General features: G+C 70.1%; 16 protein-coding genes and 1 tRNA gene. 13 read left to right on the top strand and 4 right to left on the bottom strand.

Annotated elements, in window-relative coordinates:
- Window positions 1–17: 17 nt before the first annotated feature.
- The 5 genes from ABZ857_RS29340 to ABZ857_RS29320 all read left to right on the top strand — a co-directional run bounded on the left by ABZ857_RS29340 (window position 18) and on the right by ABZ857_RS29320 (window position 7,002).
- Window positions 18–530 (top strand): SigE family RNA polymerase sigma factor, encoded by a 513-nt coding sequence (locus ABZ857_RS29340; protein ID WP_357048862.1) that lies wholly within the window; start codon window positions 18–20, stop codon window positions 528–530.
- On the top strand, window positions 527–2,017 hold the full coding sequence (locus ABZ857_RS29335; RefSeq protein ID WP_357048859.1) for a hypothetical protein: 1,491 nt from the start codon (window positions 527–529) through the stop codon (window positions 2,015–2,017). The genes ABZ857_RS29340 and ABZ857_RS29335 overlap by 4 nt, the downstream gene beginning before the upstream one ends.
- 155 nt (window positions 2,018–2,172) lie before the next feature.
- Window positions 2,173–3,024, top strand: a complete 852-nt coding sequence (gene ricT, locus ABZ857_RS29330) for a regulatory iron-sulfur-containing complex subunit RicT (RefSeq protein ID WP_357049198.1) — start codon at window positions 2,173–2,175, stop codon at window positions 3,022–3,024.
- A gap of 302 nt (window positions 3,025–3,326) precedes the next feature.
- The gene (locus tag ABZ857_RS29325) at window positions 3,327–5,498 is read left to right on the top strand and encodes a helicase-associated domain-containing protein (protein ID WP_357048856.1); all 2,172 of its coding nucleotides are present in this window, start codon (window positions 3,327–3,329) and stop codon (window positions 5,496–5,498) included.
- A 559-nt stretch (window positions 5,499–6,057) separates the two neighbouring features.
- Window positions 6,058–7,002 carry a Gfo/Idh/MocA family oxidoreductase gene (locus ABZ857_RS29320; protein WP_357048853.1) on the top strand — a complete coding sequence of 315 codons (945 nt, stop codon included), beginning with the start codon at window positions 6,058–6,060 and terminating at the stop codon, window positions 7,000–7,002.
- 21 nt (window positions 7,003–7,023) lie between these two features.
- Here the strand turns inward: ABZ857_RS29320 and ABZ857_RS29315 are convergent, their stop codons facing one another.
- Window positions 7,024–8,553 (bottom strand): alpha/beta hydrolase, encoded by a 1,530-nt coding sequence (locus ABZ857_RS29315; protein ID WP_357048850.1) that lies wholly within the window; start codon window positions 8,551–8,553, stop codon window positions 7,024–7,026.
- A 426-nt stretch (window positions 8,554–8,979) separates the two neighbouring features.
- Here ABZ857_RS29315 and ABZ857_RS29310 point away from each other — a divergent pair.
- The 3 genes from ABZ857_RS29310 (at window position 8,980) to ABZ857_RS29300 (ending at window position 10,412) form a co-directional block, all read left to right on the top strand.
- A tRNA-Thr gene (locus ABZ857_RS29310) sits at window positions 8,980–9,056 on the top strand.
- A 509-nt stretch (window positions 9,057–9,565) separates the two neighbouring features.
- Window positions 9,566–9,973: a contact-dependent growth inhibition system immunity protein gene (locus ABZ857_RS29305; RefSeq protein ID WP_357048847.1), complete on the top strand. Its 408-nt coding sequence runs from the start codon at window positions 9,566–9,568 to the stop codon at window positions 9,971–9,973.
- Window positions 9,974–10,253: 280 nt separating this feature from the next.
- A complete protein-coding gene (locus ABZ857_RS29300; protein WP_357048844.1) occupies window positions 10,254–10,412 on the top strand; it encodes a hypothetical protein in 159 nt (52 codons plus the stop codon).
- A 626-nt stretch (window positions 10,413–11,038) separates the two neighbouring features.
- Here ABZ857_RS29300 and ABZ857_RS29295 read toward each other — a convergent pair.
- Window positions 11,039–12,016: an RICIN domain-containing protein gene (locus ABZ857_RS29295; protein WP_357048841.1), complete on the bottom strand. Its 978-nt coding sequence runs from the start codon at window positions 12,014–12,016 to the stop codon at window positions 11,039–11,041.
- A 362-nt stretch (window positions 12,017–12,378) separates the two neighbouring features.
- On the opposite strand from ABZ857_RS29295, the gene ABZ857_RS29290 reads away from it, so the two are divergent.
- The 3 genes from ABZ857_RS29290 to ABZ857_RS29280 all read left to right on the top strand — a co-directional run bounded on the left by ABZ857_RS29290 (window position 12,379) and on the right by ABZ857_RS29280 (window position 15,620).
- Entirely contained in the window at window positions 12,379–13,620 is a 1,242-nt protein-coding gene (locus ABZ857_RS29290; protein WP_357048838.1) for a hypothetical protein, read from the top strand.
- A gap of 88 nt (window positions 13,621–13,708) precedes the next feature.
- A complete protein-coding gene (locus ABZ857_RS29285; RefSeq protein WP_357048835.1) occupies window positions 13,709–13,957 on the top strand; it encodes an RNA-binding protein in 249 nt (82 codons plus the stop codon).
- 610 nt (window positions 13,958–14,567) lie between these two features.
- Window positions 14,568–15,620 carry a serine hydrolase domain-containing protein gene (locus ABZ857_RS29280; RefSeq protein WP_357048832.1) on the top strand — a complete coding sequence of 351 codons (1,053 nt, stop codon included), beginning with the start codon at window positions 14,568–14,570 and terminating at the stop codon, window positions 15,618–15,620.
- Window positions 15,621–15,635: 15 nt separating this feature from the next.
- Here the strand turns inward: ABZ857_RS29280 and ABZ857_RS29275 are convergent, their stop codons facing one another.
- Together ABZ857_RS29275 and ABZ857_RS29270 are read right to left on the bottom strand one after the other, a co-directional pair.
- Window positions 15,636–16,094, bottom strand: a complete 459-nt coding sequence (locus ABZ857_RS29275; protein ID WP_357048829.1) for a DUF1801 domain-containing protein — start codon at window positions 16,092–16,094, stop codon at window positions 15,636–15,638.
- A 56-nt stretch (window positions 16,095–16,150) separates the two neighbouring features.
- A complete protein-coding gene (locus tag ABZ857_RS29270) occupies window positions 16,151–16,606 on the bottom strand; it encodes a carboxymuconolactone decarboxylase family protein (protein WP_357048826.1) in 456 nt (151 codons plus the stop codon).
- Window positions 16,607–16,770: 164 nt separating this feature from the next.
- Between ABZ857_RS29270 and ABZ857_RS29265 the strand changes: the two genes are divergently transcribed.
- Window positions 16,771–19,017, top strand: coding sequence for a helix-turn-helix domain-containing protein (locus tag ABZ857_RS29265; RefSeq protein WP_357048823.1), 2,247 nt, complete (start codon window positions 16,771–16,773; stop codon window positions 19,015–19,017).
- A 123-nt stretch (window positions 19,018–19,140) separates the two neighbouring features.
- Window positions 19,141–20,157: an RDD family protein gene (locus ABZ857_RS29260; RefSeq protein WP_357048820.1), complete on the top strand. Its 1,017-nt coding sequence runs from the start codon at window positions 19,141–19,143 to the stop codon at window positions 20,155–20,157.
- Window positions 20,158–20,514 lie beyond the last annotated feature (357 nt).

The raw sequence follows: 20,514 nt of genomic DNA, 5'->3' as shown, positions 1-20,514 counted from the left end.
AGCAACCCGGGGGGTCCGTGAGCGTCCCGCCCCTGTCGGCGGGCGCCGACGACACGATCAGCGGTCTCTACGCCGAGCACGCCCTCGGCCTCACCCGGCTGGCCCTGATCATGCTCGGCGACCGGGAAAGCGCCGAGGACGTGGTGCAAGAGGCGTTCCTCGGCCTGCACCGGCGCTTCGACGGCCTGCGTGACCGGGACAAGGCGCTCGTCTACGTGCGCGCCGCGGTGCTGAACAACGCCCGCTCCGTGCTGCGCAGGCGGCGGCTGCCGTCCTGGTTCGCCGGCACGTACGACCCGCCCGTCTGGTCGGCCGAGTCGGCCGCGATCCTCGGCGTGGAGCGGCGGGAGGTCATGGAGGCCCTTCATCGCCTGCCCCGGCGCCAGCGGGAGGCACTGGTCCTGCGTTACTACGCCGAGCTGTCCGAAGAGGAGACGGCCCGGGTCATGAAGATCAGCCGGGGCACCGTCAAGTCCACCACCTCCCGGGCGCTCGACGCGCTCGGCCGCCTCCTGGGAGAGACCCGATGAACGACGACGTCATCCGCCGGTTGCAGGACGCCACCCGCGCGGTGGGGGAGACCGTCGAGGCCGTCCCGCCCTTCGACCCGGCCGCAGCCCCGGCCCGCCGTACAGGTGTGGGTGGCGGCCGGGTGAGGACCTGGTTGATGCCGGTCGCGACGGCGGCCGCCGTGACGGTCGCGGTCGCGGGCGGGGTGGCCGTCGCCCGCCATGGCGGCGGGATCGCGGACACGGCCGCCGGCACGGTGGCGGGCCCCGCCGCCGAGCCGTCCTTCTTCGCACAGATCACCGATGCCGCAGGCGGCATCACCATCAGAAGCGTCCTTGACGGGCACGTCACCGCCGTGGTGCCGCGTCCCGCCGGCGGCGAGCAGTTCGCGGCGGTCCAGGCGGCCCGCGACAACAGGCTCTTCTACGCGGCCACCGCGACGGATGGCTGCGGATCCCGCCTCTATCGGTTCACGCTCGACGACGACGGGAAAGTCCGTTCGCGCGCGGCGCTTTCCTTCACGCCGCCGGATGGCACCAGGATCACCTCGCTCGCCGTGGACGGGGACGGTTCCACCCTCGCCTACAGCCTGTCCCCCTGCGAGGCCCACCGGGACGCGTCCCTGGTCGTGACGGACGTGGAGACGGGCCGGAGCCGCACCTGGAGGTCCACGGACGCGCGGGCCCTCCAGGACGTCTCGATGAGCGAGGACGGGCGCTACGTGCTCTTCCGCAGACGCTCGGGAGTGGTCACGGGGGTCTCCGAGGCGCCGGTGTCCTCGGTGCCGGTGCTGTCGCCGCCTCCGTTCGTGTCGGCACAGCCGGCGACGAGCGCGGAGGCGGCGCCTGGAGACGGCTCGCCGTCGTCGGTGCCGACCGAGGCCCCCCCACGGTCCGTCGCACCTGTCGTTCCGGGGGCCGAGCCGCCCGTGGCGGCCCAGATGCCGGTGCCGGAGCAGTGGGGCTGTGTGTGGCAGTCCGTACGCGTGGAGCCCGGCCGTTCCCCGGACGCCGATCCCTCTCCCCGTCCCCCCGCCGAGGCCGTCCCCCTGAAGGTGGCCTGGTCCTGCTCGGCCGCCCGGGACGCCATGGTGCTCGACACCACCAGCGCCGGCACTCTTGACGACGCCAGGGTGGTGAAACTGGCCGCTGACTCCGGGACGGGTCCGGCCGTGATCCTCGGCCTCGCGATCACACCGGACGGCTCGCGGGTGATCGCGGCACAGGCGACGGCCGGGACGAGCGCGGCCGGCGACTCCGCCGCAAGGAACGAGAGCGTGGACGAGCTCGTCGCCTACGACATCTCCGACGGGCACCAGGTGGAGGTCCTCTATCGCGGCGAGAGCGGCAAGACCGTGGCGCAGAGGATCGACGTGGACGGCACCGGCCGCAACATCCTGGTGAGCAGGCCCGGTGAGGTGGGCGTGGTGGGCGGATCCGGATACCGGACCTTGTTCACCTACGGCGACGTCTTCCGCAGCGCCTTCTTCGACCGCTCGGCCTGGTAGGCGGACGTCCTCCGGCGGGCCGGGTCTCCTGGCCCGCCGGAGGTTGTCCACAGGTGATGACTGCTGGTGCCGTACGGCACGTATGGTGGGTTCGGACGCCTGAGGCTTTTGGGGCGCGACAGCCGTACAGGACCGAGGAGGGCCGGCTCTTGGGGATGATCATGGCTGTGAGCTTCACTCGCTACGGACGGCTCTACTACCTCGATCCGGGCGGCCACTCTCCGAAGGTGGGCGACAAGGTCCTCGTGCCGACGGACTCGGGCCCGGAGGTCGCCGAGTGCGTGTGGGCGCCGCAGTACGTGAGTGAGGACGTCGAGGGCCTGCCCGTCTGCCAGGGCATCGCGGCCGAGGAGCACCTGACCAGGGACGAGACCAACCGCCGCCGCAGGGCGGAGGCCCGCAGCGTGTCCAAGCGCCTGATCAAGCGCCATGAGCTGCCGATGAAGGTGGTCGGCGTCGACTACCTGGACGCCGACAACGTCTACACGGTGTACTTCTCCGCACCCCACCGGGTCGACTTCCGCGCGCTCGTGCGCGACCTGGCCCGCAACCTGCGGGCCCGGGTCGAGCTGCGGCAGATCGGCCCGCGTGACGAGGCCAGACTCCAGGGCGGCATCGGCCCCTGCGGACGCGACCTGTGCTGCGCGACGTTCCTCAAGGACTTCGAGCCGGTCTCCGTGCGGATGGCCAAGGACCAGGACCTGCCGGTCAACCCGCTCAGGATCGCGGGCGCCTGCGGCCGGCTGATGTGCTGCCTGAAGTACGAGCACCCGCTCTACCAGGAGTTCCGGGCATCGGCGCCGCGCACGGGCCTCGCGGTGGACACCCCGCAGGGCCCGGGCACGGTGGTGGGGCACAACGTGCCGTCCGACTCGGTCATCGTCCGCCTCAACGAGGGCGGCCGCCGCTGCGCCTGCTCCAAAGCGAGCGTCTGCGCCCCGCGGAAGCAGCACGACGCGATGTACGGCGAAGCACAGGCGGTAGCCGCGAGCGACCCCGAGGGGTAGGCGGGGTTCCGCTCCTGTGCGCCGCGGACTCGGCGCGCATGGATCGTGCCGCCTGCGGGACTCGGCGCGCACGGGTCGTGCCGCCTGCGGGACTCGGCGCGCACGGGTCGTGCCGCCTGCGGGACTTGGTGCGCACGGGTCGTGCCGCCTGCACCGGCGGGTCCCGCGGCCCACGTCGCGGAGAAGCGCAGCCGGGGGGTCGAAGCGGCGGCCTCGCCCGGTGCCACACGCAGCGGCTTGCATCGGGGCGTGACACCGGCAATCGGTCTGGCCGCCGTATGCCGTCGTAATACGCTGCCGTGGTGAGCACCCAGCGGCGCCTGGCGGCATGGTTGAAGACGAAGAAGTCGCCGGAGGACCGGCGGCTGATCCTCGCCCAGGTCGGTTTCACCTCCGACGACGAGATAACCCCGCAGGACCTCGCCCGGCTGCTGCTCCAGCCGCGCGCGGCGCTCTCGCTCGCGCGGTTCTGCACCCTTCCTCAGCACCAGGCGCTGTCGGCCGTCGCATGGCTGGCGGCGCAGCGGCACGGGCCGCTGCTCGACCTCTGGCATGGCGGAGACCCGGCCAGAAGGGCCGTGCCCCGCGCCGACGTGATCGACCTGCTGGCCGGGAGCGATCCCGTCCTGCGGGCGCACGCCGCCGCCACTCTGGACGCGCTCGCCGACGCGGCGCTGGTGCTTCCGCCGCACGACGACCAGGTGATCGTGTCCACGGGCGTCCACGCGGACCTCGCCGAGCAGGCGGGGCTGGGCCGCCCGGCGGCCGAGCTCATCGGGCTCCACTTCAACGCTCCCGAGGTCCACGCGATCGCCGAGACCCTGGGATTCCCGAAGGCCAGGGGACGGGAGGCCGCGGAGCGGAACGTGCTCGGCCTGCTCACCGATCAGGAGCGGGTGCGGGCCCTGCTCGCGCAGGCCCCCGCGGACGCCCGGGAGTGGCTGCTCGACATCATCGGGCACGGATCGCAGGTGCTCACCCACGCCTATCAGGCGCGTGGCGGCTTCTACCAGCAGGCGCCGAAGTACGCCTTCCGGCCCGGAGGTTCCGGCGACCCGAACACCGACTGGCTGGCCGCGCGTGGGCTCCTCCTGCCCGCCGGTCCGTACGACATGGCGGAGGTGCCGATCGAGGTCGCCGTGGCGGCCCTCGGCGAGCTGCGCGTCCCGTTCGCCCCGGAGCCGCCGCGGCCCCCGGCCGACCTGCCCGACGCCGTCGGGGCCGACGGTTCGGCGCAGGCCGGGGCCACCACCGCGCTCTCCCAGATCGAACACGTGCTCGCCGCGTGCGCCGACCAGCCTCCCGTCCTGCGCAAGGCCGGCGGCCTGGCGGTCCGGGACACCAAGCGGATCGCCAAATCGGCCGGCGTGGCCGAGGACATCACGCGGTTCTGGCTCGACCTGGCCATGCAGTCCGGACTGCTCGGCCTGCACGCCGAGCCCGTGCAGCGGCCCAAGGGCCATCGCGGCAAGCTGCCGGAGCCCGTCGTGAGCCTGCTGCCCACGGCGGAGTACGACGACTGGCTGAAACGGTCCCCCGTCGAGCGGCTGGCGACGATCATCGCCACCTGGGCTACTGTGGCGGCCGTCTACACGTACTGGCCGGAGGAGGCCGGGACGCCGGTCGCCCTCACCGAGGCCGACGATCCGTACGCGGTCGGCATCAGATACGCCGTCTTCGAGGCGCTCGCCGCGCTGCCCCCGGGCAGGGGCGTCTCCGCCGCCGGCCTGCCGTACGTGACGGAGCGGGCGGCCTGGCACCGCCCGCACCACTTCGGCGAGTCGGGGGCGGACGACGATCTGGTCGGGGCCGTCGTACGTGAGGCCGAGTCGCTCGGCCTGGTCGCCGGGGGCGCCCTCACCGGCGTCGGCCGTGTCGTACGCGATCTGCTGCTCAGTGGCGAGGCGTGGACGTCGCCGGAGCCCGCGCTGACCGCCGCACTGGCGGCGATGCTCCCGCCCGCGCAGGCCACCGCCTTCTTCCAGGCCGACCTGACGGCCGTGGTCCGGGGGATGCCCGGCCCGGAGCTCGCCGAGTTGCTCGACGACGTCGCCGATCGCGAGTCGGAGGGGCACGCCGTGGTCTGGCGCTTCACCGGTTCGACCGTGCGCCGCGCCTTCGATCGGGGGCATGAGGCCCACGCCCTGCTCGCGCGGCTCGCCGAGGTGGCCGAGGCGCCGCTGCCGCAACCGCTGGAATATCTGATCAAGGACACCGCCCGTACGCACGGGCGGGTCCGGGTGGTGCGCTCGGGGTGCTGCATCCGATGCGACGACGAAGCGCTCGTCGAGGAGCTCGCCCGCTCTCAGGCGCTGCGCACGCTGGGCCTGCGCAAGATCGCCCCGACTGTGCTGATCAGCGCGGCGGGCGAGGAGGAGACCCTGAGCCGGTTGCGTGCCGCCGGCTACACCCCGGCACTGGAGTCGGAGACCGGGGCGACGATCATCGAAAGAGTCGCCCGGCGGCGCGCGTAACGTGCGGCCGGCCGGTCCGAGAGCCGAGGTGTGCGCGTTGGCGTCGTCCCCTCGGCCACGAACGGCCTGTCCGCGGCGTGCGCGTCTTCGGGCGGCCCTGCGGGCGGCGAAGGCGGCGAACCCACTCGGCGCGCGGCGCCCGGTGCTCGCCCAGGGTGCCGTGGGATCGCCGCTCATCCTTTTGAGGTTGTGCGCTGCCGCCCGCACACCAGGAACAGTGCTCAGCGCGCTCTGGCAGCCAGGGTGACCGGGGACAGCGTCGGGTGCGGGTCCACTTCTGGTTGTTCTGCCCGTTGCAGTCCCAGACGATCACCGCCGTGCCGTCCGCCGTGCCCGCGCCGTCTGAGGAGAGTTAACGTACGGGCACGTGGTCGATCCCGAAAGGCCCGGCGTCGAAGGTCACGCTCGTGACGCCGGTCTCCGCGCCGAGGTCCCTCGGGCCGAGGTTGACGATGTCGAACACCACGACAAGGCAGGCGCCGTCGCGGCTCGTCCGAAAAAGGAGTTGAGGAGGACTCTGTAATCCTCTGTACGGTTGGGCGCGAGGAGGACGCCCTTCATGAATGATCGGGTCAGGGTCGGGTTCGTCGGGCTGGGGATCATCGCCCGCAGCCATTTCGAGGTGCTCGCCGAGCGGCCCGAGGTCGTCGCGGAGTTCGCCGTCGATCCCAAGGTCACGGAGCCGCCCGCGTTCCGCGGGACAACGCCCGCGCACTACCACGACCTCGCCGAGGCGCTGGGCACGCACCAGCCGGACCTGATCGTGATCGCCACTCCGACGCGGACGCATGAGGATCTGACGACGCAGGCGCTGACGCTGTCCTCGGCGAGAGTGCTGGTGGAAAAGCCGCTCGTCCACGATCTCGCCGCGCTCGCCCGGCTCCGCGAGCTGGACGGGAAGGCCGACGTCCGCGGCCGGGTGTTCACCGCGCACCACTTCGCGTTCGCACCCGAGGTCCGCTGGGCGGCGGAGCAGATCGCCCGGCATCCCGAGTGGGGTCCCATCACCCGGGTCACCTCGGCCTTCTACGACCCGTACATCCTGCGGGGCGAGCAGGCGTTCGCGTCATACGTGTCGAGCTGGATGGACTCGGGGGTGAACCAGCTCAGCATGCTCGCCCGCTTCGTCGAGCCGGCCGCGCTGACCTCGCTCCGCCAGATGGACGGCGGTGCGAGCGCCTGGGCCACCTGCGAGTACCGCTCTCGCGGCAGGACCGGTCTGGCCTCGCTCCGATCGAGCTGGCTCACAGGCGAAAGCAGCAAGGGGACGACCTTCACCCTCGGCGAGACCGACGTGGAGGTGGTCATCGACCACACCGCGAACACCGGCTTCGCCGCACGGGCGGGCACCCTGCTCGCGTCGTACGGCCACGACGGCCGCACCCCCAGGAAGGCGGCGCGCCACAGGCCGCTGTACGAGAGCCTGCTGTCCGACGCGCCCGATCCCGTGCTCGGCTTCGACACGACCGTGACGATCACCGAGCTGCACCATGCGAAGCCCTGAGTGCTGGGTGGTTCGCGCCTTTCAGCCCGTCTTCGGGCAGACGGTGCCGTTCTTGGGTGCGCGCAGGGCGAGCAGGTAGTCGTCCACCGCGTTGTCCACACACGTGGAGCCGCTGCGGTAGGCCGTGTGCCCGTCGCCGTCGTACCCCAGGAGCACGCCCGAGGTCAGCTCCGAGGCGAGCCCCTGTGCCCACTCGTACGGCGTGGCGGGGTCGCGCAGGGTGCCGACGACGAGGATCGGCGGCGCGCCGGCGGCCTTGAGCGGCTTGTCGGTTCCGACGGGCTTCGCGGGCCAGTAGGCGCAGGGCAGCGAACCCCACATCACGAACGGCCCGAAGTGCGGCGCCGCCTTCGCGGCCTCGCCCGCGGCCTGCTGGTACGTGCCGAGCGCCTTGGGGTACGGGTGGTCCACGCAGTTGACGGCCATGTTCGCCTCGGTCTGGTTCGAGTACGAGCCGTCGGGCCGCCGGTCGACCAGCAGGTCGGCCATCCGGAGCAGGTCCGTCCCGTTGCCCTCGTTCATCGCCTTGCCCAGGGCCTCCCGCAGCCGGGGCCAGGCCGCGCGCTCGTACAGCGGGGTGGCGATGCCGATCACCGTCCACGCCTCGTTGATCACCCGGCCGTCGCCCAGGTCGTTCTTCAGCGGCTGCCGGTCGGCCTTCACCAGCAGGTCGCTGATCTCCTTCATCGCGCCGTCCACCGTACGGCTCTTGAAGGGGGATGAGCCGTTGAGGAAGCAGTCCTCGACGAAGGCCTTCAGTGCCACCTCGAAGCCCTTCGCCTGCACCTCGTTGGACTTCAGCGCCGGCACGGCCGGGTCCACCGCGCCGTCGAGCACGAGTGCCCGCACGTGCTTGGGGAACAGGTCGGCGTACATCGCGCCGAGGAAGGTGCCGTACGACTTGCCGAGGTAGGTGAGACCGGGGTCGCCGAGGACGCCGCGCAGGACGTCCATGTCCCTGGCCGCGTCGGCCGTGCCGACGTGAGGGAGCAGACGGGCCGCCTTCGCTCCGCAGCTGTCGGCGAACTGCTTGGACGCCTTGTCGAGCGCCGTCACCTCCGCCGGCGTGTCCGGGCTCGAGTCCATCCCGATGTACGCGTCGAGCTGGGAGGCCGTCATGCACGCGACGGGGGTCGACTCGCCCACGCCGCGCGGGTCGAACCCCACGATGTCGAACTGGGCGCGCACCCTGTCACTGACCACGGACTGGGCCGCCCGCGCGTACTGGATGCCCGAACCTCCGGGCCCGCCGGGGTTGATGAGCAGGGAGCCTGCCCGCTTGCCGGTGGCCGGCAGGCGGATCACGCTGAGCTCGATGCGCTCGCCGGAGGGCTTCGCGTAGTCGAGGGGCACCTGGATCTTGGCGCACTGGAAGCCGTCGCCGCAGCCGCGCCACGTGGGCCGCTGCGCGTAGAACGGGCGCAGCTCGGGTGTGGGCGCCTCGACCGCCGGCTGTGCCTTCGCGCCTGTGCCCCGTTGCTCCGAGGTGGCCGGGCCATGGCTGGAACACGCGGTGAACGGCAGCAGTGCGGCCAGCGCCGCGACCGCCATTCGCCGGCTCGAACCGCCGCTGTACCGCGTACGAAGCGGTGTGACCTTCGCTTTCTGCCCGGCCGATCGCATACCCGTCGTTTCCCCTGCCGTCGCCTGCGTGACGAGGACCAGCATGCCGCCTGCCGAGGGCGGGCGGCGACCTGCCGACAACGGCCGCGAACGATGAGGTCGATTGTCTGGCGCCCCGTGGGCGCCGTCAGGCGAGACGGGGCGCTTTTCCTGTGACGGATGCGCCTCGTATGCCCTGTTCCTGCTGGTCGTCAGGTAAAGGGAGACCCTGCGGGCGGCTCGGGAAGTTTTACCGATCTCCGTGGAGCGCGCCGGGCTCCCCGAGCGCGCTCAGAGGGGCGCGGCGCTCCCGGCGGCGACGGGTGCACGAGAACCGCGATGACCCTGTAGACTGTGCGAAGCCGTTCGCGGCGTGCCGCCTTAGCTCAGTCGGCCAGAGCACTTCACTCGTAATGAAGGGGTCAAGGGTTCGATTCCCTTAGGCGGCTCCACCTCAGAGGCCCTCCCGGAGAACCGGCGAGGGCCTCTGCGTGTCTATCTGCGCGTGATCCCACGTAAGCGCTCGCAGCTCCTCCGTACGCGCTCCCGTGAGCAGAGACAGCACGAGGTAGGCATGCATCCGAGTGCCTTCGGCGGCAGTCAGCACGGCTTCCGCTTGCGCCAGGTCAGAGCCTTCGGCCGGCCCCCCTTGCCGGTCGGAGTCGAGCAGCGTTCCACGATGCTGCGCTTCACCAGGTCGCGCGCCATTGCCCGCTTGACCGCTCGATTCAGGTAGGACCGTACGAGCCGTAGCGTGGGCGATGGCCGAGGCGGGGATGAGGAGCCCGGCTCCTTCAGGTCAAGCCCAGCCGTGCCGTCACGACAACCAGCAGGTCGCCGGGCACAGGTACACGCAAGGCCGGGCTTGACCCTCCGTCCCCGGCCCGCTGTCGCTCCGCCATGGGTCGACGGCAGACGAGAGTTCAGGACGGACGAGTTGTACGCGCGGGACAATCGGGTGGTGACTAGCACCATGAACCGAGATCGCTCCTTGGAGGAGCTTGAGCGCGACTACTGGCCGGATCCACCAGATGATGCGACCCGCCTTATTTTGACCGTGCACGCTCTACGACATCGACCAATAGGCACACTGGCCGTGGAGGACCTGCGCTTGTTGATCGGGCAGAATGTCGGACTGCCCCACCTTCTCCCGCTGGCGCTGGAGATATTGCGGGAAAGCCCGCTGGCAGAAGGAGACATGTACGAAGGCGATCTATTATCGGCGGTCGTCACCAGGAATCCGGCGACCTGGAGCCGGTTCCCCGACCTTGAACGCAAACTTCGCGCGATCCTTCTGGAACTGGCCGACCTGCCATCCAGCCTCCGGGAGAAGGTCGAGCAGTTCCTCGGTTCCACAGCTCGCTCCTGACGCTTTTGCTTAGCCGGGGCATATTTGGGGCACGCGCCCTCGGGAAAACGCTGGAAAGCGATGGCAACGAACGCAAGCGTTTTCGCACGTCGCTGGGGATGCTGAGATTATCCGCCCAGACCACGAGCACGCGAGATTAGAACCCTGCCTACAGGCCGGCGTCCACCTCCGGCCCGCAGAGCTGGGCCTATTCTCGCCTCATTCGGAAGAGCCGGCAGCACGGATCCCTCCGGCATCTAGTGACCAGGCGACACGTTCCTATAGGGCCTACTCGTTGCGTGTGCACAGGAGGCGATACCTCGCCAGAGGCGTGCCCGGCGGCTACCGGATCTGGGACAACAAGGCCCGTCGCTGGTGGGGTGACCTCTACGAGCTATGCCCCGACGACACCACCTGCACCAACCTCTTGACGGCCCACCAGGGTTCCTCGGGTTGCTGAGTGGTGCAGTTGGAACACGACGGTGAAGACGTCATCTGGCTGAGCTTGGACCCTACCGCGACGGCGATCACGGACATCGAGGTTCTCGATGGACGTGACCTCGGTCCGGCGAGCCGCCGGCAGAGCCCCTCTGCGTGACGAACTGCGTGACAACGCTCATGGACGATGGTGGACACCCGTGGACGACGATGGACGGCCTCGGGAGGTCAGGCACCAACGCAAGCAGGACGAGGATCGTTTCAGCATTGCTCGTGATGAAGGGATCAAGGGTTCGATTCCCTTAGGCGGCTCCACCTCAGAGGCCCTCCCGGTTCATCCGGGAGGGCCTTCTGCTAACACCTCCGCTAACAGCCGGGCCGGGGCGTAGTCGTAGTGGACCGGCGCCTGCTGGCGGAACGGCTTGAAACACGCATTCGGCAGCAACTTGTCGGACTGTTCAGACGCAAGCGACGCCGATCTCGCCCGAGTGCACGACTTGAGACAAGGGTCACGGCCCGCCGCAGCGGAGGTCCAGCAGACATCGACGTGCGCGCAGCCGCCAGGTCCATTCCCTCTGTGCGGCGCTGGCGGGACGGCGAGTCTTCTCCGGGCCCTTCGCGTGTATTTGGGTCGTTTCCTTGACGGCTTCAGAGGGTGTCTTCGACCTTGATCTGGCCGCGCTGGGTGACGAATTTCTGGTTGGTGTTGGTGGCGCCGCACTGGTAGAGGAAGACCTGGTCATTGGTGTTGCGGGTGGTGCCGACGTCGATGCACATCTCACGGGCGGTGCCAATGGTGTTCTTGATCACGATGGATCCGTCGCGGATCACCCAGAACTGGTTCTGGTTGGGCACGCACTCCCAGATGCGGACTCTGTCGTAGTCGTTGCGGCTGGTGCCTGCGTCGATGCACATCTCGCTGGCGGTGCCGACGGTGTCGGCCACCTTGATGAGGCCGCCGTCGATGACGAACTTCTGGTTGGCGTGGTCGACACACCCTCGGATCCGGATGGGGCCGCTGTTGACGCGTCTGGGGGAGTCCAGACACAGCGGCCTACGGGGCGCAGCGGGAGTGGCGACGTTCAGGGTGCCGTCGTTGATGGCGTAGTCGGTGCCGTTACTGGGGTCGGTGTAGTGGAAGCTGCCTGCGCCGGGGGGGAGGGTGGCGCCTGCCGGGGCCGAGGCGGCAACGGTGATCTGCGGGGAGAAGCGGAAGTAGCCGCCGGAGGGCCAGCTGCTGCGGCTTCCGTTGATGCCATAGCCTTCACAGGCCAGGGTGGTGTTGCCGGCGCTGAGGGTGCAGTTGCGCAGGCCGACGTTATTGTTCCGCCAGTTCGAGCCGTCGTCGCTGTACTGGGAGGGGACGGTGGCCTGCGGGGTGAAAACGGTGTTGCCCGGCGCGGTGAAGACCACCCGGATGCCAGAGGAGGGCAGCAGGCCGGAGCCGCCCGTGTTCTGGTACGTCCACGGCACGGCCCCGGTGGCGCCGGGCGCGATCGTCACGGTGGTCGGCACGTCCCGGCCGATGAAAGCCACCGCGGCAGCGGCTGGGGAGGCGATGATCCCGGCGAGCGCCAGCGACATGGTCGCCATGGCGGCCGGACGGGTCAGGCCTGTTACGGACATTCTCATAACCGTCAGCTCCAGTCGTTCACTTACAGTGACCAGGTCACGGTATGCGGGCGCGCTCTGTTCCACCGTTGATCAGCGGAGTGTTGCGGAGTCGACGATCAGTAAAGATTTCCCTGGTCGGGACCGAAGGAGCGATGGTGTCAACATCTAAGATCCACGGGTTTAGCGCAGTCTGTCCGTAACACATGTGCCGTCGTGCCGCACCGCTGGGTGGTGCCTGCTGAGGGCTCGAATACGAACATTGCTATCTACTGACGTCCTTTTGGTCATATAACGGGCTCATCAGCCCCAACGCGTCTGATTACGTATCGTAGTTATGGTGATACTCTCTGATATCTCCGTCAGAGAGGCTCAGCATGAGCGGACAGAACGAACAGCAGATCGCGGAAGCGCTCAAGGCCGCGCCGCCCATCATCCTGGCTCCCGGCCCCAAAGAGCCTCCCACCCAGCTCCTACCGGCGCCCAGCGATGTCTGGGCTCTCCCCGGTGGCACCGCCTGGGTGTACTACGGGGAGCGCAACCGCGGGCTGACCAGGCCCGTGATCATGGCCGACGGCTTCAACACCGGGCCCAGCACGCCCGAGTTCTCCTGGAACGCCCTGGAGTTCAGCGCCGGCTTCCCACTCCTCAGCGAACTTCGCAGGCGCGGTAGAGATGTCGTCCTGCTCGGTTTCACCGAACGCAGCGCATCGATCCTGGACAACGCCGAAACCGCCATCGCCGCGATCCGCGAAGCGATCGCGCGGCGAGTGGGCAGCCACCCGCTCACGGTCGGCGGCTTCAGCATGGGCGGCCTGGTCACCCGGTACGCGCTGGCCAAGATGGAAAGCCAGGGGAGGGCGGAGGATTCCCACCAGACGGCGCTGTACTTCTCCTACGACAGCCCGCACCGTGGTGCGTGGATGCCTATCGCCCTGCAAGGGTTCGCGCACTACATTCGCAGGCTCGACAGTCGGTTCTCCGATCAGATGAACAGCCCGGCCTCACGGCAACTGCTGTGGCAGCACATCGCAGGCTGGCAGGACGAGCCCGACATCGCCAGGGAGCGCAAGGATTTCCTCGCCGCACTGGAACGCGTCGGCAACTGGCCGCAGATTCCCCGGCTGATCGGCGTCGCCAACGGCGTCGGCTCAGGCCGGGGCAACGGCATCAGGCCCGGCCAGACCGCCCTGCGCGGTACGGGCGCGGCCGTCACCGGCACCGACCTGCGCAGCCAGTCGGCAGGCGACGACTCGCTGGTCGCCACTCTTCGGGTCGTGACCTTGCAGCGGCCGGAGATCCGCACCACGGGCATGCCCGACATCGACGGCGCCCCCGGCGGCACGCTGGAGGGCTTCGGCATCCTCGCCGACGCACTCAACAAGTTCACCCTCCTCGGCTTGGGCGTGGACAACCCGATCCGCTCGCACTGCTTCGTTCCGGCGGTCAGCGCCGTCGCTATCCGCGACATCGCCACCAACGACGATCTGTACGTCCGCATCGACAGCCTCTCCCCCGACACGAGCGAACTGGACGAATTCAAGCTCGCGTCCCAGAACGAGGGGCACACGGCGATCACCGAAGAGCTCAGCACCTGGATCATCGAGCGGCTTCCTTAGCCCGGCAAGCTGACGGCCCCCTGCATCAGGGGCTGTGCCGCTTCGAAAAGCAGTGTGGGTATCCGCCAGCAACAGCGAGGGGTGAGGCATGTCAGCGAAAGTACGTGTGGACAACCTGAGCAAGAAAACGGACGATGACACGATGCGGTGGGCGTTCTCCGAATTCGGGACTGTGCTGGATTCCATCGTCTTGAGGGACCGGGACACGGGCGAGTCAAGAGGGTTCGGCTTCGTCACCTTCGGCAGCCCTCAGGAGGCGGAAGCCGCCATCGCAGGACTGAACGAGCAAGAAATCGACGGATCCCGCATTCGTGTGGTGCACGCGAACAGCCGGTGACCAGCACGTCCAAGGAGTGCCTAGCGAAGCGGACCACCAACAAAAGCCGCAGCCGGATCGCGGCGAGGGTCACCGTGCCGTGGAAGTACGCCGCTCCTTCGGCGTCGGGCTGGCGCGGCGATCTTCACGCTCGCTTCGGCCGCCTGCGGCTTGGGGCCGAACTTCTCCACCAGGCCGGCTATCCGCACCGGGAGATGTTCTTCGCCCAGGTCCGCGAGCACTTCGACCTTTCCGAGCCAGTCGGGGTTCGGGGACGGGAGGAGGCTCGAAGTCGCACCATCCCGGGTGCGGTGCTCGGGCGCCTCCGGCTGTGGCGGTGCCGGGCGCCCCGCCCCGGGTGCGGTGCGGGCCCCGGAGAGCTCCGGCTTCGGGCCCGGACCGCACACACATCCCATTCCCGGTCGTCAAAGCGATCCTTGATTTCATGTCCCCCTCTGGGGTGATTCTCCGCGGTCGGGACATCCTCCTCCTGGGAGACGTCGCCCTCGGCCGGTGGCCGCCATCACTCCCACCACCGCACCTTCCTGGAGGACGGGGCGCTGCCGGGGCGATCTGTCGTGACCGAATCCCGATTGCCCTCGGCTGACCTCCGTTCCTAGGGTGGGTGGCCGTGATCAACGGAACGGTGGAACCGGGTTTCGAACAGGTACGGGACGTTTTCGCCGATGTGCTGAAGCGGCAGGCTGGAGGAGCGGGGGCGGCGGTCGCCGCCCAGCTGGACGGCCGATGGATCGTCGACCTGTGGGGCGGGCCCGGCTGGTCACGCGACAGCATCGTCATGCCGTACTCCGTGACCAAACCGTTCGCGGCAGTCTGTGCGTTGCTCCTCGTGGATCGGGGCGTGCTGGAGTTGGACGCCCCGATGCAGCGCTACTGGCCCGAGTTCACCGCGCCGGCGACCGTACGCCATGTCCTGTCGCACCAGGCCGGAGTGGTGGCACTGGACCAGATGGTGCCCACCGAGACCTTCTACGACTGGGACCGGATGTGCGCGCTTCTCGCCGCGCAGGAGCCGTCGTGGGAGCCGGGCACCGCCCACGGCGAGTCGGCGTTGTTCTACGGCCACCTGGTCGGCGAACTGGTCCGGCGCACCGATGGGCGGACGCTTGGCCGCTTTCTCGCCGAGGAGGTCTGCGGCCCGCACGAGCTGGACTTTCACATCGGCCTCGGCCCCGCCGAACAGGCACGGGCGATCGGGCTGACCGGCTTGACCTCGGCCTTCCGAGCTGCCGCGCTGGACGGCAAGCCCGACCTCTACCACCGGGCGATCGGCAATCCGCCCGGTGCCCAGGACCCGGCTGTGGTCAACTCCGCCGCCTGGCGGGCCGCCGAGATCCCCGCTGTCAACGGCCACGGCACCGCCCGCGCGGCCGCCGGGTTCTACTCCGCGTTGCCGCGGCTGCTGTCAGCCGACCTGCTCGCCGAGGCCACCACCGCCCAGTGCTCGGGGACGGACGCGGTTCTAGGGACACAGGCGACCTGGGGCCTGGGTTTCGGCATCGAAGGTGACGACTACGGTATGGGCGGCCTGGGCGGCAACTATGCCGGAGCCGCCGGCTACACCTTCGCCTTCCTCACTGGCCATGCCGGCGATTTCGACCGCGCCACCGACCTGGAGAACGCTCTGCGCGCCGTTCTCGGGCTGGGCCCGATCCCCGACTAGGCCGGCGCCCGGTCCTCAGCTCAGCGCCTGCCTCAGGAGCGCCCCGATCCTCGCCTCGACGTCGGCGGTGATCTCGGTCAGGGCGTACGAGGCCGGCCACATGGCGCCTTCGTCGAGGGCCGCCTCGTCGCTGAAGCCGAGTGTCGCGTAGCGGGCCTTGAACTTCGCCGCAGACTGGAAGAAGCAGATCATCTTGCCGTCGCGGGCGTACGCGGGCATCCCGTACCACAGCTTCGCCGTGAGCTCGGGCGCGCTGGCCTTGATCAGGGCGTGCAACCGCTCGGCGATCACCCGGTCGGGCTCCGCCATTTCGGCGATCTTCGCGAGCACCTCGCTCTCCGTGTCGGCCTTGGCGCCCCGCCGAGCGCTCGTCTTCAGCTCCTTGGCGCGCTGCTTCATCGCGTCGCGCTCTTCCTCGGTGAACCCGTCGTACTTCTGGCCCTTGGCGGTGGTGGTCTTCGTGGTGTTCGACATGACGACTTCCTCTCTCTGTGACGTGTGGCTCGGGTCGGCGCTGGTCGGGGGTGGTGTCACCACTGGCCCGCCTGCTGGCGGGTCGGCACGTTGAGCCGGTTGAAGGCGTTGGCGATCGCGATGTTGAGCAGCAGCGCGGCCAGCTCCTTCTGGTCGAAGTGCTTGGCGGCCACGTCCCACACCTGGTCAGGCACCGGGTCCTCCCGGTCGGCGAGCCGGGTCACGGCTTCGGTGAGGGCCAGCGTGGCGCGCTCCTCGTCGCTGAACCACGGCGTCTCCCGCCACGCGGCGACGGCGTGCACCTGCTCCGCGGTCACGCCGTGCCGCTGGGCCTGGTGGACGCCCCCGGCCACACACGGAGCGCAGCCGTTGATCTGGCTGGCCCGCAGGTGGCTCAGCGCCAGCAGCTTGCCGTCCACTCCGGCACCCGCGATGGCCCTGTTGACCGCCATCAGGGCCTCCATCGCCTCGGGGATCAAAGCCGCCGGGTTCGGCATGCGCTCGGTCGACATCGCTTCTCCTTCGTCGCGGGTGTTTCCGACAGGAGCTATCCGACCATCGGCACGGCGGGGCCCGCCTGGTCCGTGGGACACCGTGGGACAGGGAGAACCCGGTTGAGCAGCGCGAACGCATCGCCGATCCGTCTGCGCGGGCCGGGACGGGTACGGTGTTCCACGTGTCCAGCCCCCAGGAGCGACTGGTGGCTCAGCTCGCCCGGATCAAGGAGCTGAGCGGGCTCAGCCTGCGCGCGCTCGCCCGTCAGACGGGTCTGAGCAGCTCGTCGTTGTCCCGCTACCTGACCGGTCGGCTCGTGCCGCCGTGGGAGGCCGTCGTGGCGCTGTGCCGGGCCGTGGGACGCGATCCCCGGCCACTGCGCGCGCTGTGGGCCGAGGCGGCCGAAGCCGGCGCCCAGCCCGCCCGGCGCCGCAACGACCTGCCGGCCGACCTGTTCGACTTCACCGGCAGGGAAGCGGAGTCCGCGCTGGTCGAAGAGCTGCTGCGCACCACTGGCGCGGCCGCGATCGACGGCATGGCGGGCGTGGGCAAGACCAGCCTGGCCGTGCATGTGGCCCATCGGCTCGTCCCTGCGTATCCGGATGGCGGGCTCTATCTCGACCTGCAGGGCTTCACCCCGGGTCAGGAGCCGTTGGAGCCGCACACCGCGCTGGGCCGGCTGCTGGGCGCGTTGGACGTCACGCACCCCCCGGCCGGCACCGCCGAACGCGCGGCGCTCTGGCGGTCGGAGCTGTCCCGCCTGCGGGTTCTCGTCGTGCTCGACAACGCGGTCGACGCGGAGCAGGTGCGCCCGCTGCTCCCCGGCGCGGGGAAGTCCGCGGTCCTGGTCACCAGCCGCCACCGGCTGGTCAGCCTGGACGGAGTGCCGCCGGTGTCCCTGGAGCCGCTGGCCGACGACGACGCGGTGCACCTGTTCGGCCGGGCGGCCGGGCTCTCGCTCACCGAAGAGGAAGCGGTCGGCCAGGTGCTGCGGCAGTGCGGCGGGCTCCCGCTGGCGCTGCGGATGGCGGGCGCGCGGCTTCGCCACCGCCCGGGCTGGACGGTGGCGGTGCTGGCCGAGCGGCTGCGCGCCACCCCCAGCCGTTTCGACTCCGCCTTCGGCATGTCGCTGCAGCAGCTCGACGCGGTCCAGCGCCGCATGTTCCGGCTGCTGGGCGTGCTGCCGGGCGCCGACTTCGACGCGGCGGTGGCGGGCGCGCTCACCGACATGCCGCCCGACCGGGCCGGCGCCGCGCTGGAGGAGCTGGTCGACGCCCACCTGGTCCAGGAGCCATCGCCCGGGCGCTACCGGATGCACGACCTGATCCGGCAGTACGCGGCGGACATCGCCGCAGAGGAGGAGCCACGGGCCGAAGCCGCCCTGCGCCGGGTCCTGACGCACTATCTGGAGCAGGCCGTCGCCCACGATCGGACGCTGCCCTCGCCGCACCGCAAGGAACCCTCGCCGGGAGATCCGGCCAAGGCGATGGCCTGGTTCGACCTCGAGTACGTCAACCTGGTGGCCTGCTTCGACGCGGCCGTACGGCTCGGCATGGACGAGGTGGTGGCCGAGCTGCCGCAGGCCATGCGGGTCTGGTTCTTCCGGCACCGCGGAACCGACGACCAGGCACGCCTGCTCGAAGCCGCCGCGGACGCCGCGGCACGTCTCGGCCGCGATCGGCAGCGGGCCTCGCTGCTCGCGGACCTCGGCTACGCCCGCGCCGCCGCCGGACGCCTCACCGAGGCGCTGTCCGCCTACGAACTGGCCGAGCGGTCGGGGCCGGACGACGACACCGCGGCCGCTCTGGCACTGCGCATCGGCTTCGTGCGCCGGGATCTCGGTGACCTCGAAGCGGCACAGGCGCATTTCCGGCGGGCACGCGAGCTGTTCGAGAAACTCGGGCGTCCCATGGGGCAGTCCCAGGCGCTGGCCTTCGACGGATGGGTGACACTTCACCTCGGGCGGCGCGGTGAAGCCGTCGAACTCGCCCGGGCGTCCGTCGCCCTGGCGGACGGGCCCGCACGGGTCACCGGACTGGTCACCCTCGGTCTCGCACTGGCACCGGACGACCCGGCGGAGTCACTGCGAACGCTGCATGACGCGTTGCAACTGTCCGAGCAGAACAATCTCCAACACAACCAGGCGTTGTGCCACAACTATCTCGGTGTCGCGCTGCGGATCACGGGTTCACCCGAGGAGGCGCTCGAACACCACCGGCGGGCCTTCGAGCTGCTGGAACCGCTGGCCGAGGTGCAGCTTGAGATGGACTTCCTGCACGCCTACGCCGAGACCTGCCGCGTGGCGGGCCGCCATGACGAGGCGCTGGCGCTGCTCGACCGGACCATCGAGCTCGCGCGTGAGCTGGGCCGGCCGTACGACGAGAAGCTCGCCCGCGCGGCGCGGGAGATCGTGCTCTCCGCCTGCTGAGCCGCCGCCGGTGACGCGGCCGCGACCGGGTCGATCCGCCGGATTTCCCCTGTGACGAGTGATCGGTAAGGTGCCGCCCAGACGGACGAAAGGATCACCGTGCCGCAGGGTAGCCGCTTGTCGTTGCCGGCCGTTTCGGCCTGGGTGGCCGCGGCAGCCCTGGCCGCCGTTCCGACGTGGGAGCTGTGGCGGGAGCGGTGGGAACTGGAGAACGGCGAAGGATCCTTCGAGATTCACGGGTGCGTAGGCATGCTGGGCGGCGAGGAATGGCCGCTTTCCACGCTGCGCGATGACCTGTCGAGGGTGGTGGAGACCGCCGAGGGCTGGGCGGTTCCCGCTCTGGCCGTGCTCCTGGGGCTCCTCGCGTACGTACGCGGGAAAGACCACGAGGTCGTCGGCCGACGGGTGGCGGTGCTTCTCGTCCTGACCGCCGTCGTCGAGCCCCTCGTCCCGATGTACAGCGAGCCGGGAAGCTGCGGCCAGACGATCCCGCTGCTCAGCGCCGACTGGTTCCGCGCGGTGCTCCACGGCTGGGGATCGAACCAGCTGTGCCTCCTGCTGGCGGCGGCGCTGGTGTACGCCGCGTCGCGTACGGCGACCCGGGAGAAGCCGGTCGAGGAGGGGACCGGGACGGCATGGCGTCGTGCGGTGGCGGCTCTGATCGACTACCTGGTCGTCGTCGCGGCTCTTCGCGCCGTCGTGGAACCGGCCTGGTCCCTGATCGATCAGGGCTACATCTGGGTCTTCTGGTTCCGTCAGGGGCTCCTGGGCCGGCTCGGCGATGTGCTCGACAGCAGGGTGAAGCCCGAGGAACTGCTCGCCCTGTCCGCGCTGCTCCTCTATTTCTGGGCGCAGCACACCTTGTGGGGGCGGACGCTCGGCAAGCGGCTGCTGCGCCTGCGCGTTGCCGACGCGCGGACGGGTGAACGGCTGGGAGCGGGTAGGACGGCCCTTCGCACGCTGGCCTTCCCCTTCCTCGCCTTCGTCCCCGACGTCGGGCTGGTGCTCCTGCTCGCCGCCGGGCTGGGGGCGTTCCTGGACGCCGGCGGGCAGGTCCTGCACGACCGGCTGCTGGGCGTGGCGGTCGTACGTCACCGGCCCCGCCACACCGCGCCGGAAGGGGCACACGCGGGCGGATGACGAGGCGGATCCGCGGGAGCGGTTCCTGGTCCGGTTCCGGCCGTGGGGCGCCTCGACCTAGATCTGGATCTTCCCTGTGCAGGGTCGGGAGAGAACAAGATCCGGCCAACTGTTGGCACGGCCGCACGTGTCGTGCCGCACCTGTCCTCTCCGCCGGACGAATCTTCCCTGCGGTGCCAGCGCCGGTCGTTACGGCCTGGTGAATCGCCACGACGAGAGGACCTTCATGATGAGGCACATCCGCAGGATGTGTTACCCCGTCGCCGCCCTGGTGGCGGTGGCTGTCCCGCTGACGCTGTCCGACGCGGTGCTGGCCGCGGGCGCGCCCGCCGGCGCCGAGGCCGCGGCCACGGCGGC

This window comes from Microbispora sp. NPDC046933 (genome assembly GCF_040644635.1).
In the GTDB taxonomy this organism is placed as follows: Bacteria; Actinomycetota; Actinomycetes; order Streptosporangiales; family Streptosporangiaceae; genus Microbispora.
Note: the sequence above shows the minus strand (reverse complement) of the source record. Positions and strands in the feature narration are given on the sequence as shown.